General features: G+C 55.5%; 9 protein-coding genes. 2 read left to right on the plus strand and 7 right to left on the minus strand.

Features of this window, described 5'->3' with window-relative positions; translation table 11 throughout:
* The first annotated feature begins 155 nt into the window (after positions 1–155).
* The gene (locus C3708_RS14630) at positions 156–1,550 is read left to right on the plus strand and encodes a glycoside-pentoside-hexuronide family transporter (RefSeq protein ID WP_103950271.1); all 1,395 of its coding nucleotides are present in this window, start codon (positions 156–158) and stop codon (positions 1,548–1,550) included.
* Positions 1,551–1,562: 12 nt separating this feature from the next.
* Positions 1,563–3,881: an alpha-xylosidase gene (gene yicI, locus C3708_RS14635; RefSeq protein ID WP_103950272.1), complete on the plus strand. Its 2,319-nt coding sequence runs from the start codon at positions 1,563–1,565 to the stop codon at positions 3,879–3,881.
* Between the two features lie 412 nt (positions 3,882–4,293).
* On the opposite strand, the gene C3708_RS14645 is transcribed toward yicI, so the two are convergent.
* From C3708_RS14645 to gmk, 7 genes are all read right to left on the minus strand, one after another.
* On the minus strand, positions 4,294–6,009 hold the full coding sequence (locus tag C3708_RS14645; protein WP_103950274.1) for an AsmA family protein: 1,716 nt from the start codon (positions 6,007–6,009) through the stop codon (positions 4,294–4,296).
* A 118-nt stretch (positions 6,010–6,127) separates the two neighbouring features.
* Positions 6,128–7,522, minus strand: a complete 1,395-nt coding sequence (locus C3708_RS14650) for an NCS2 family protein (RefSeq protein ID WP_103947701.1) — start codon at positions 7,520–7,522, stop codon at positions 6,128–6,130.
* Between the two features lie 103 nt (positions 7,523–7,625).
* Positions 7,626–9,707 (minus strand): ATP-dependent DNA helicase RecG, encoded by a 2,082-nt coding sequence (gene recG / locus C3708_RS14655; RefSeq protein ID WP_103950275.1) that lies wholly within the window; start codon positions 9,705–9,707, stop codon positions 7,626–7,628.
* 3 nt (positions 9,708–9,710) lie between these two features.
* Entirely contained in the window at positions 9,711–10,400 is a 690-nt protein-coding gene (gene trmH / locus C3708_RS14660) for a tRNA (guanosine(18)-2'-O)-methyltransferase TrmH (protein ID WP_095280125.1), read from the minus strand.
* Between the two features lie 4 nt (positions 10,401–10,404).
* Positions 10,405–12,516 carry a bifunctional GTP diphosphokinase/guanosine-3',5'-bis pyrophosphate 3'-pyrophosphohydrolase gene (gene spoT, locus C3708_RS14665; protein ID WP_103950276.1) on the minus strand — a complete coding sequence of 704 codons (2,112 nt, stop codon included), beginning with the start codon at positions 12,514–12,516 and terminating at the stop codon, positions 10,405–10,407.
* Between the two features lie 19 nt (positions 12,517–12,535).
* Positions 12,536–12,811, minus strand: coding sequence for a DNA-directed RNA polymerase subunit omega (rpoZ, locus tag C3708_RS14670; protein ID WP_095280132.1), 276 nt, complete (start codon positions 12,809–12,811; stop codon positions 12,536–12,538).
* A 54-nt stretch (positions 12,812–12,865) separates the two neighbouring features.
* On the minus strand, positions 12,866–13,489 hold the full coding sequence (gene gmk, locus C3708_RS14675) for a guanylate kinase (RefSeq protein ID WP_095280135.1): 624 nt from the start codon (positions 13,487–13,489) through the stop codon (positions 12,866–12,868).
* Positions 13,490–13,636: the final 147 nt, after the last annotated feature.

Raw genomic sequence — 13,636 nt, forward strand, 5'->3', positions numbered from 1 at the left:
ATCCTCAGGTTAGATTTTTTCTGCAACTTCTACGGCGATCACAAAAGAGAAGAAACGTAAGCAGCTAACCAGAAAACAGAATATCCGCCCCACCGGGGATCGTTTACAACATCTGAAACCGGTCTCAGCGCCCCTACAGCGTCCAAGGATAAAAAATAATGAGCGAAATATTGTCTGTTAAGGAGAAGATTGGCTACGGCATGGGTGATGCCGCAAGCCATATCATCTTTGATAACGTCATGTTGTATATGATGTTTTTTTATACCGATATTTTCGGTATCCCCGCCGGATTTGTCGGCACCATGTTCCTGCTGGCGCGTGCGCTAGATGCGATTTCCGATCCGTGCATGGGGCTGCTCGCTGACCGTACTCGTAGTCGTTGGGGGAAATTCCGTCCGTGGATTCTGTTCGGTGCCATCCCGTTTGGCATCGTCTGCGTGTTGGCGTACACCACGCCGGACCTCAGCCTGCACGGCAAAATGATCTATGCCGCCATTACCTACACGTTGCTGACCCTGCTGTACACCGTGGTGAACATCCCTTACTGCGCCCTCGGCGGCGTGATTACCAACGATCCGACGCAGCGCATCTCCCTGCAATCCTGGCGCTTTGTGCTGGCGACGGCAGGCGGCATGCTCTCTACAGTGCTGATGATGCCGCTGGTGAAACTGATTGGCGGCGAAGACAAAGCTTTTGGCTTCCAGGGCGGGATCGCCGTGCTGTCGGTCGTCGCATTCCTGATGCTGGCGTTCTGCTTCTTCACCACCAAAGAACGCATCCAGGTGCCGCCGAGCACCACTTCCATGCGTGAAGACTTGCGCGACATCTGGCACAACGACCAGTGGCGTGTCGTCGGCGTGCTCACCATCCTCAACATTCTCGCAGTCTGCGTGCGTGGCGGCGCAATGATGTACTACTGCACCTGGATTATCGGCTCGCCAGAAATCTTCGTCTCGTTCCTCACCACCTACTGCGTCGGCAACCTGATCGGCTCTGCGCTCGCTAAACCGCTCACCGACTGGAAATGCAAAGTCAGCATCTTCTGGTGGACCAACGCCCTGCTGGCGGTGGCGAGTGTGGCGATGTTCTTCGTGCCGATGCATGCCACGTTCATGATGTTCAGCTTTATCTTCGTGATCGGTGTGCTGCACCAGCTGGTGACGCCAATCCAGTGGGTGATGATGTCCGACACCGTCGATTACGGCGAATGGACCAACGGCAAACGCCTGACCGGGATTAGTTTTGCTGGCACGCTGTTTGTCCTGAAACTCGGCCTGGCGCTGGGCGGCGCGTTGATTGGCTGGATGCTGGCCGGCGGTGGCTACGATGCCGCAGCCAAAACCCAGAACAGCACCACCATCAGCATCATCATTGGTCTGTTCACCCTGGCCCCGGCGATCTGTTACGTGCTGAGCGCAATTATCGCCAAACGCTATTACACGCTGAAAACCCCGTTCCTGACCAAAATTATGGGCGAGCTGGCGCAAGGTGCGCGTCGCAACCAGCATGAGTTCGAGACTCTGCCGGTCAGCAAAGAATTGCAGAACTAAGAGGATGAAAGTATGAAAATCAGTGACGGAAACTGGCTAATCCAACCGGGTCTGAATGTGACTTACCCGGTGCAGGTGTTCGATGTGGAGCAGCAGGGCAATGACCTCGTGGTATACGTTGCGCCGCGCGATGTACGCGAACGCACCTGGCAGCTCGACACATTGATGTTTACGGTTCGCCTGTTCTCGCCGCAAGAAGGCATCGTCGGGGTGCGCATCGAGCATTTCCAGGGCGCGCTGGACAACGGCCCACACTATCCGCTCAATGTCCTTAAAGACGTCAACGTGCAGATTGAAAACACGGCGGAATTTGCCGAACTGAAAAGCGGCAACATCAGCGTGCGCGTCACTAAAGGGGAGTTCTGGGCGCTGGATTTCCTGCGCGATGGGCAACGTATCACTGGCAGCCAACTGAAAAACAACGGCTACGTGCAGGACGGAAATACTGACAGCAACTATATGTTCGAGCGCCTGGATCTGGGCGTCGGTGAAGCGGTGTATGGCCTCGGCGAGCGCTTTACCGCCCTGGTGCGCAACGGCCAGACGGTTGAAACCTGGAACCGCGATGGCGGTACCAGCACCGAACAGTCGTACAAAAACATTCCGTTCTACCTGACCAACCGTGGCTACGGCGTGCTGGTAAACCATCCCGAAAACGTCTCGTTTGAAGTCGGCTCGGAGAAAGTCTCCAAAGTGCAGTTCAGCGTGGAAGGCGAGTTTCTGGAATATTTTGTGATCGACGGCCCGACGCCGAAAGACGTTTTGAATCGCTATACGCAGTTCACCGGCCGCCCGGCGCTGCCGCCTGCGTGGTCGTTTGGCCTGTGGCTCACTACCTCGTTTACCACCAACTACGATGAAGCGACGGTGAACAGTTTTATCGACGGCATGGCGGAACGCAATCTGCCGCTGCACGTCTTCCACTTCGACTGTTTCTGGATGAAAGCCTTCCAGTGGTGCGACTTCGAGTGGGATCCGGTGACCTTCCCGGACCCGGAAGGGATGATCCGCCGCCTGAAGGAAAAGGGGCTGAAAGTTTGCGTATGGATCAACCCGTATATTGGCCAGAAATCTCCGGTATTCAAAGAGTTAAAAGAGAAAGGCTATCTGCTTAAACGCCCGGATGGCTCCGTGTGGCAGTGGGATAAATGGCAGCCGGGTCTGGCGATCTATGATTTTACTAATCCGGAAGCATGTCAGTGGTACGCCGACAAGCTGAAAGGGCTGGTCGATATTGGCGTGGATTGCTTCAAAACTGACTTCGGTGAGCGTATCCCGACCGACGTGCTGTGGCACGACGGTTCCGATCCGCAGAAAATGCACAACCACTACGCCTATATCTATAACGAGCTGGTGTGGGATGTGATGAAAGAGACTGTCGGCGAAGAGGAAGCGGTACTGTTTGCGCGCTCCGCGTCAGTTGGCGCGCAGAAATTCCCAGTGCACTGGGGTGGAGACTGCTACGCCAACTACGAGTCGATGGCCGAAAGTCTGCGTGGCGGGCTGTCGATTGGTCTGTCGGGCTTTGGCTTCTGGAGCCACGATATCGGCGGGTTCGAGAACACCGCGCCTGCGCATGTGTATAAACGCTGGTGCGCCTTCGGGCTGTTCTCCAGCCATAGCCGCTTGCACGGCAGCAAATCCTACCGTGTGCCGTGGGCGTACGATGATGAGTCCTGCGACGTGGTGCGCCACTTCACCCAGCTGAAATGCCGGATGATGCCGTACCTGTATCGCCAGGCGGCGCTGGCCCGCGAAGTGGGTACGCCGATGCTGCGTGCGATGATGCTCGAATTCCCGAACGATCCGGCGTGCGATTATCTGGACCGGCAGTACATGCTCGGCGACGCGATGATGGTGGCTCCGGTGTTTAGCGAGGCGGGCGACGTGCAGTTCTATCTGCCAGAAGGGCGCTGGACGCACCTGTGGCATAACGACGAAGTGCAGGGTAACCGCTGGCATAAGCAGCAGCACGACTTCCAGAGCCTGCCGGTGTATGTGCGCGAAAATACCCTGCTGGCGCTCGGCAACAACAGTCAGAAGCCAGATTACGCCTGGCATGAAGGCACGGCATTCCAGTTGTTTAACCTGACTGACGGGTGCACGGCGGTGAGTGAAATCCCTGCGGCAGACGGCTCGGTGGTGTTTACGCTGACAGTGTCTCGCCAGGGGGATACGGTGACGGTCAGAGGTGAAGGCAACGCGCAGGACTGGTCAATCTGTTTGCGCAACGTGCAGCAGATCTCGGGCGTCAAAGGCGGGTCACATGCGGGCAGCGAATGGGGCGTGGTGGTGAAAGCGCAGGGGAGTGAGGTGATTATTCATCTGTGATGCTTTCCCCTCACCCTAACCCTCTCCCCAAAGGGGCGAGGGGATTTGTACGGTGGTAGATTTGGTTTTGTAGGCCGGGTAAGGCGGAGCCGCCACCCGGCTTTTTTGTTGGCATCTGCGCCTGAAAGTGCCCGGTGGCGCTGCGTTTTCCGGGCCTACGGTTCGGGGATATGGTTTTGTAGGCCGGGTAAGGCGGAGCCGCCACGCGGCTTTGTTGTTGGCATCTGAGCCTGAAATTGCCCGGTGGCGCTGTGCTTACCGGGCCTACAGTTTGGGGATATGGTTTTGTAGGCCCGGTAAGGCGGAGCCGCCACCCGGCTTTGTTGTTGGCATCTGAGCCTGAAATTGCCCGGCGGCGCTGCGCTTACCGGGCCTACGGTTTGGGGGTAAAGACCGCACAGTCCCTTGAGGGCTAGGGTGAGGGGGTAACAGCTGGCTCCGCCGCCGCAACCGTCGAAACCACCCCGCCCGCCATCGTTTGCTGAATCTGCTGTTTATCCATATTCACCACCTTCAGCTTCCCGTTCACCGTCGGTTTCAGCGGCGCTTTATCCTGCACGCTTCCGCTGGCGGTTAGCTGGATGTTGCCATCACCACTGATCGGCAGCACAGGCCAGCCCCATTGCTGCAATATATTCAGCGGCACACCGCGTCCGTTCAGGCTGATCGTTGTCTGGCGTTGCGGCAGTTGCGAAACCGCCGCCGTGGCTTCCAGAATACCTTTCTCAGTAAATGCGCTCAGTTCAGTGATATTGACCGTCGACGCGTTGGCCGCCAGTGCGAGCGACGGACGGCGCACGTCCACGCGGTTAAAGGTGGCGGCTGCACCGTTGAATGTCGCATTGCCGCCCCATACACCCCACTGGCGGTCTTTCGCCAGCTGGAGATTTGCGCCGTAGCCGTCAAGTGACGTGACTTGCCACGGGAAGGCGGGGTCGATATCGATAACCAGATTTCGGCTCAGGCCAAATTTTTTCAAGGTAACGCCGTTGAGCCATTCCGGAAGCGGGTCCATCCACAGGTTTTTCCAGTTCTGCGGCAGGGTGTATTCCAGCCCGGCAACGGCAACATCGTCGAGCACTAACGCTTTGCTGTTGCGTAGCCAGTTGCCGGAGGTGCGCACCATGCCGCCTTCCCAGCGGGAGGTGAACTGGCGCAGCGCCACGCCTTGCGGCGCAAATTCGGCATTCAGAATCGGGTCAAAAAGATGCAGCGAACCGTAGATAAACTCGCTGGCGTTCATGGATAAACGCCCGTCCCGGCTCTGCCAGTCACCCTTGCTGAGGGTCAGGTTGCGCAAACTCAGGTCGAGGTCGGTCACTGCCCAGTCCGGCCCCTGGAGGCGCGCGTCGGTCACTTCCAGACGACCAATTTGCAATGACGGCAACGTGGTAATCGGTGCAAAGAAATCCATCAGTGATTTTTCGCTTTGCAGACGAATGTCGTTCAGACGCATCGTGTCGATAACCCAGCCGCCGTCGGCGTTGCGCCGTGCGGTTCCGGTCAGCGAACCGCGCGCCATGTCTGCGCCGACGGTGCTCAACACCACTTCATCGCCGTTCAGCTCGCCCTGAATCAGCACGTTGCTGGCGGGAACGCCATTAAGCGTCAGCGATCCGGCGCTCATCTGGATTTGGGCCTTTTTGCCCAGCACGTTGCCCGCTTCAGGTTGCCAGGGGCTGACGCCGCCGGTGACCTTTTGTGCACTGAGATCCCACTGTGTATTCGGGCTGTTAAACGCCATGTTATTCAACTGCAGGCGGTCAGCCTGGAAGGGGAGCGGCGCAGTCTGCGGGGAGAGATTCAAGGTACCGTCGTGCAGGGTGATGGTATCCATATGCAGCGGATCGGTGATTTGTCGGCTGCTCAAGCCAATATCGACTTTCTTTGCCACCAGCGTGGCGGGTTTGCCATCCCGACCAAAAGTGACGTTTTCCAGAATGATGTGTGAAGGAGAGGAAAAACGATGATCCATCTGGTCGAAATTGAGTTCGTAATCGGTATTCACCGTAACCCAACTGCTTACCTGAGCCGCGCCCCATCGGGTCTGCACGAGGACATAAAGTGCCAGGATTGCGATCAGTACCGCAATCAAAATCCAGATCAGCAGCTTTCCAATAAATTTCATGGTCTTCCATCCCGTCAAACGCACATAAAGGAGTTATGCACGATTTATGCGCAATCCTCAAGGCAGGAATGGTGTAATTCGGTTTCACGGCAGGCGCTGAGGCCTGCCGTGATGGGGATCAGTTCTTTTCAGGCGGGAAGACGAGGTTCAGAACAATTGCCGTGATACCACCTGCGGCGATGCCAGAGGAGAGCAGGTTTTTCACCCAGTCAGGCGCAAACTGCAGGATCAGAGGCTGCTGAGACACGCCCAGACCGACGGCCAGAGACAGCGCAATAATCATGATCGCCCGACGGTTCAGTGGTTCGCGTGACACAATGCGCACGCCAGATGCCGCAATTGTACCGAACATCACCAGCGTCGCACCGCCCAGAACCGGTTCCGGAATGTGCTGCACGAAGCCACTTACCGCCGGGAACAGGCCGAGCACAATCAGCATCAGTGCGACGACAAAGCCAACATAGCGGCTGGCGACACCGGTGAGCTGAATCACGCCGTTGTTCTGACCAAAGCAGGAGTTCGGGAACGTATTAAATACGCCGGAGACAAACGAGTTCAGACCATTCGCCAGCACACCGCCTTTCAGACGTTTCATATACAGCGGGCCTGAGACTGGCTGTTCGGATACGTCAGACGTCGCGGTGATATCGCCGATGGTTTCCAGCGAAGTAATCATGAACACCAGCATCAGCGGCAGCAGTAGGTTCCAGTCAATGCCTAAGCCGTAGTACAACGGCGTGGGGACCATGATCAGCGGGCTGTCGGTCTGTGCGGTGTTTTCCGGCAGCATGCCCAGCGCCCACGCCATCAGGTAACCGGCCGCCATAGCAATCACCAGCGACGCAACGCGCAGGTACGGGTTACGCTGGCGGTTGAGCAGGATAATAATTGCCAGCACGACACCCGCCAGCAGCAGGTTTTTCGGTGCGCCAAAGGTATGGTCGCTCATCGCCGCATAGCCGCCACCGATAGACGTCAGGCCGACCTGAATCAGCGACAGACCGATAATCATCACCACTACGCCGGATACCAGCGGCGTAATCACGCGACGCGCCAGATGCAGAACGCGGGAGATCGCCATCTCCGTGCAGCTTGCCAGCATCAATGTACCGAACAGAGCAGCCATCATTGTCGGGACATCCGCACCGCCAGTTTTCAGTGCAGTTCCGCCCATGATCAGTGGCGCAACGAAGTTAAAGCTGGTGCCCTGAATCGACAGTAACCCCGACCCTACCGGACCCCAGGCTTTAATCTGAATAATGGATGCCACGCCGGAAGCGAAGAGCGACATGCTGATGATGTGCTGCGTGTCTTGTGCCGGTAAACCGAGCGCCTGACAGATCAACAGTGCAGGCGTGATAACGGCCACGAACATCGCCAGCAAATGCTGGCTCGCGGCAAACAGCGTTTGCGCCAGCGGGGGGCGATCTTCGAGACGGTAGATTAATTCACTATTATGATGAGTCTTCGCAATCGGTTGCGCATCAGGAGACTCTACGGCGTTAACGGACATCGGCGGCAATCCCACGGTGGAAAAGCGGGCATTTTATCTGACCGGATGGTAAAAGCAAACGATTGCATTTATAAATTATACAAACTGTTTCTGTCAGTGTTTATTAGGCGTTGGAATAACGCTCGGTTTCCGGCATCCAGCGCTCAATTAATGCGACGGCCTGAGCGGGATAACGTTCATGAATGTGACGTGCGAGGCGCTGAACCTCTGGGATCATGGCCTGATCGCGCAATAAATCCGCAACTTTGAATTCAGCGTTACCTGTCTGACGCGTTCCTAATAATTCGCCAGGACCACGGATCTCAAGATCCTTTTGCGCAATGACAAATCCATCGTTGCTGTCGCGAAGCACCTGCAAGCGCATTTGTGCCGTTTTGGAAAGCGGTGATTTGAAGAGTAGGACGCAATGGGAGGCCACCGCGCCACGTCCGACGCGGCCACGCAGCTGGTGGAGCTGCGCAAGACCCAGACGTTCCGGGTTTTCGATGATCATCAGACTGGCATTGGGTACATCCACGCCGACTTCGATAACTGTAGTGGCGATCAGCAAATGCAGCTCGCCCTGTTTGAATGCCTGCATCACGGCCTGCTTTTCAGCAGGTTTCATTCGGCCATGAACCAGCCCGACATTCAGCTCGGGAAGCGCTAGCTTGAGCTCTTCCCACGTCGCTTCTGCGGCCTGAGCTTCAAGCAGATCGGACTCTTCAATCAAAGTACACACCCAATAAGCCTGACGGCCCTCTTGAGTGCAGGCGTTGCGGACACGCTCGATGATTTCGTGGCGACGGGTATCCGGAATGGCTACGGTGGTGACCGGCGTACGGCCAGGCGGCAATTCGTCGATAGTTGAGGTGTCCAGATCGGCATAGGCAGTCATCGCCAGGGTGCGTGGGATAGGCGTGGCGGTCATGATCAGCTGATGCGGGTGAAAACCCTGTTGAAGTCCTTTCTCCCACAATGCCAGGCGTTGATGCACGCCAAAACGGTGCTGCTCATCGATGATCACCAGTGCAAGGCCGTTAAACTGTACCTGCTCCTGGAAAATGGCGTGAGTGCCGACAATCATCTGTACCTGACCGCTGGCGATGGCTTCTTGCTGTGCCACACGCGCTTTGCCTTTCTGCTTCCCGGCAAGCCAGCCGACTTCAATACCAAGCGGTGCAAACCAGTTGCGGAAGTTATTCGCATGCTGTTCGGCCAGCAGTTCGGTCGGAGCCATTAACGCGACCTGCTTACCATGCGCAATGGCGCGCAACGCAGCCAGGGCGGCGACCAGTGTCTTACCTGAACCCACGTCACCCTGAACCAGGCGCATCATTGGCACGTCGAGCGCCATATCGCGTTCGATCTCCGCAGTCACTCGCGCCTGAGCGTTAGTGGGTTTGAACGGCAGGGAGGCCAGCAGCTTATCTTTTAAATCATCACGGGCGGGAAGAGGTTGTGCATGAAAACGTTGTGCACCAGCGCGAAGCGCCAGCATGCTCAAGTTATGTGCCAGTAATTCTTCAAGGATAAGCCGCCGCTGCGCCGGATGTTGGCCGCTCTCTAAATCGCTCAGCTGTAAGGATGGCGGTGGGCGATGCAGTGTGCGAATCGCTTCCGGCAGGCTCATCATACCTTGCGCCAGTTCAGGTGGCAGCAGTTCGGCGATGGCGCAGGTCTCGAGCAGTTCAAGCGCCTGGTCGGTCAACTTGCGCAGCGTCGCCTGCTTGATGCCTTCCGTCGTGGGATAAACCGGTGTCAGCGTTTCCTGTAATTCAGGGGTACTGAGATCGCCCTGAACACGGTATTCCGGGTGGATCATCTCCGCACCGTACTTCCCGCGTTTGGCTTCTCCATACGCCAACACACGCCGTCCGGCGGCAAGGCTATTTTTCATCGCGGCGCTGAAATTGAAAAACCGCATCGTGAGAATTCCGGAACCATCGCTGATCTGGCATGTCATCATGCGACGACCGCCGAAGGTGATGGTGGAGTTCAGGACTTCACCTTCCACAGTGGCATAAATGCCTGGAAGCAGATCGCCAATAGCGTAAAGCTGAGTGCGATCTTCGTAACGCAGGGGAAGGTGCAGGAGTAAATCTTGTACAGTGTGCAGACCGATTTTTGCCAGTTTGCTGCTTTGCGCCGCGCCCACGCCCGTTAACGAGCTTAGCGGAATGGCATCAAGCAGATGGCCGTTCATGGATTACCCTGCAAACTGCATTGTGGACCACCATGCGGCATCGGCTTCGATTTCGCCCTGCGCATTGACGTGGGGATAAGGCAATTTCTTCTGCTTAGCCACGCGAGCCAGCACCGGATAGCCACCTTCAAACAACAGACGCTGCTGTTCATCTTCAGGAAGCATGCTGTTTTCGCGTTCGTACATGCCTGCGTTCTGACGCTGACGCTGTGCTTCATACAGAATTAACGCAGAGGCCACGGAGACATTCAGCGACTGCACCATGCCGATCATCGGGATGATGATGTCTTGATCCGCCAGATCTAACGCTTCTTGCGTGATCCCGGTTTTCTCCTGACCCATCAGAATGCAGGTCGGGCGGGTATAATCAATTTCGCGAAAATCGACTGCTTTATCGGAAAGGTGCGTCGCCAGGATCTGCATGCCGCTTTCTTTCAGTTGTGAGACCGCGTCGGCAATGGTGCGATGTGTTTTAACCGTCACCCAGCTATTGCTACCCGCGGCGCTCGAAACCATAGTGTGCATGCGGTTGCTCGGCCAAACGGCGTGGACTTCATGCACGCCAACGGCGTCCGCCGTACGCACTATCGCAGAGACGTTATGAGGTTTATGGACTTGCTCCATGCAGACGGTCAGATCGGGTTGACGTCTGGCGAGCATTTCACAGATACGCTCATAACGGTTTGAGTTCATTATGCTAGTTTCGGTTACGGGTGACTTTAATAACGTCCGGCATGACGCGAATCTTGCGCATGATATTCGCCAGATGCACGCGGTCGCGAGCGGTCAGACGAATGAACGCACTGTAAACACGACCATCTTTTTCTTCCGTGTTCAGGCTCTGAATGTTGGAAGAGGCCGTGTTAATCGCCGCCGTCAGATTCGCCAGCGCGCCCTGGTGGTTGAACATATCGACCTTAATTTCGGTGATAAATTCTTGCTCGGTCTCTTTATCCCACTCAACGGCCATAAACTTCTCAGGCTCTTTCTGATAGCCACGGATGTTACGGCAGGATTCGTGATGGATAACCAGACCTTTACCAGGACTAACGTGCGCGATGATCGGGTCGCCAGGAATCGGTCGGCAGCACTTGGCGAAAGTGATAAGCACTCCATCTGCACCTTTGATAGGCAGATGGCCGTGGCCTTGCGTGGTGGGTTGTGCAACGGAAGCATCGCCCTGTTGCAGATTCTTCGCCACGACGACGCTCATTGCATTACCCAGACCAATTTCAGCCAGCAGATCGTCAAGCGAGGCGAGCTTCATACGCTCAAGCTCACGCTGGATATTCTCTGGCGGAATCTCGGCCAACTTACGGCTGCCGCCCAACGCGTGGTTGAGCAGACGACGACCAAGGCTGACTGAATCATCACGTTTCAGGTTTTTCAGCAACTGGCGGATTTTGGCGCGTGCTTTTGAGCTGACAACAAAGTTGAGCCATGCGGCATTCGGGCGAGCGCCCGGTGCGGTAATAATTTCAACCGTCTGGCCGCTGGTGAGTGGCTGCGACAGCGGATACGGCTGGCGGTCGACGCGTGCGCCCACGCAGGCATGACCAATATCGGTATGCACTGCATAAGCGAAGTCGACCGGCGTTGCGCCAGCAGGCAGTTCGACAATGCGCCCTTCTGGCGTGAAAACGTAAATCTCATCCGGGAAGAGATCGGATTTAACGCTCTCGATAAATTCAAATGAGCTACCGGCGCTTTGCTGGAGTTCAAGCAGACTTTGCATCCAGCGCTGGGCGCGAATTTGCGCGGTCGTGCTGGTTTCACCGTGCTCTTTATAAGCCCAGTGTGCCGCAACACCCATTTCCGCCATCTGGTCCATGTCTTCGGTGCGGATTTGCACTTCAACCGGTACGCCGTGCGGGCCGATCATTGAGGTATGCAAAGATTGATATCCGTTCGCTTTTGGAATGGCAATATAATCTTTGACGCGCCCCGGACGCGGTTTGTATAGGCTGTGCATCTGACCGAGTACACGATAGCAGGTGTCAGAATCATGAACGATCACGCGGAAAGCGTAGATATCCATGATCGAGTGAAAACGCTGCTCTTTAAGCACCATTTTGCAATAAATAGAGTACAGATGTTTTTCACGGCCACTGACGCGACACGGAATCCCCGCTTCTTGCAAACGCCCTTCGATTTCAGAGAGGATTTTTTGAATCATCTCTTTACGGTTGCCGCGCGCGGCTTTTACGACCTCTTTAATGACGCGATAGCGGTTCGGGTATAACGCTTCAAAACCCAGCTCTTCAAGCTCGGTTTTAATGTGATGGATACCTAAACGGTGCGCCAGTGGGCTGTAAATTTCGAGGGTTTCACGCGCAATGCGGCGACGTTTATCCGGGCGTAAAGAGCCCAGCGTGCGCATATTATGGGTGCGGTCAGCGAGTTTGATGAGGATGACACGGATATCCTGCACCATTGCCATAATCATCTTGCGGAAGTTTTCGGCTTGCGCCTCTTTCTTATCGCGGAATTTCAGCTTATCAAGCTTAGAGACCCCTTCCACCAGTTCGGCAACGCTTTTGCCAAAGAGCTGTTCCATATCCTGGTAAGTGGCGGGGGTATCTTCGATCACGTCATGCAGCAGCGCAGCCATTATCGTTTCATAGTCGAGTTTCATCTCGGCCAGAATACAGGCCACCGCTACCGGGTGAGTGATATAGGGTTCACCGCTTGAACGTGTCTGGCCCTCGTGAGCGTCACGTGCAACGAGATACGCCTGCTGAAGACGCTTAATTTGCTCTTCAGACAGGTAGGTTTGAATCAGTTGATTCAGGCTTTCAAACAGATACAAGGGCGACCCGCGGGATTAATTAACGACGACCTTCAGCAATGGCGGTTACAGCCTGCAGTTCTGCGGCTTCCTGCTCTTGCTGCTCCTGGCGATCACGTACGTCGAGGATCTGGTTGTTGATCAGACCTTCTTCGATTTCGCGCAGCGCGATCACGGTGGTTTTATCGTTTTCTTCTGGTACCAGTGGATCTTTACCACCGGACTGCAACTGACGAGCGCGACGCGCGGCGACCAGTACCAGGTCAAAACGGTTACCAATTTTCTCTACAGCGTCCTGAACAGTTACGCGTGCCATACTTAAAATGCTCCACAGATGAAGAAAGGACTGGGCATGATACTGAATGTGGGTTCAGTCTGCCAACAGTTTGGTGATTAATGCGTCATGTCGCTGCTTCTGGCGGCTCATGCGCAGACGTTCTGCACGAATGATGGTTTTCAAATCGCCCAGTGCGGTATCAAAATCATCATTCACAATAAGGTAATCATATTCGGCGTAATGGCTCATTTCTGCAACTGCCTGCGCCATACGTTTTGCGATAACGTCTTCGCTATCCTGACCACGTCCACGCAGGCGGCGGTCGAGCTCATCCTTCGATGGCGGCAAAATGAAAATGCTTCGGGCTTGCGGCATTTTCGCACGAATCTGCTGTGCACCCTGCCAGTCGATATCCAGGAACACATTCACACCGGTTGCCAGAACCTGCTCAATGGTTTCACGGGATGTCCCGTAGTAGTTACCGAATACTTCAGCGTGTTCAAGGAACGCATCTCTGCCAATCATCGTTCTAAATTCGTCGTGATTAACAAAGAAATAGTGTTCACCGTGTGTCTCGCCCGGACGCGGTGCTCGCGTGGTGTGAGAAACCGAAACTTGCGTATCGTACAACGGTTGGGTTTTTAACAGCGCCTGAATCAGGCTGGATTTACCCGCGCCACTAGGGGCAGAAACAATATAAAGCGTGCCTTGAGCCATGAGAGTCTTTTGTATGTGTTAGCGATGAAGTCCTACATACGGGCTTATTATACACGTCGCCGCTCCGTGACGTAGCCTTTGTCACGCTTTTTCCGCTGGATTGTTGATTTTTGCGTGCCGTTTTCCGGTTCTTCTACCTCTTTGCTG

Source organism: Lelliottia sp. 7254-16 (genome assembly GCF_002922995.1).
Lineage (GTDB): Bacteria > Pseudomonadota > Gammaproteobacteria > Enterobacterales > Enterobacteriaceae > Enterobacter > Enterobacter jeotgali.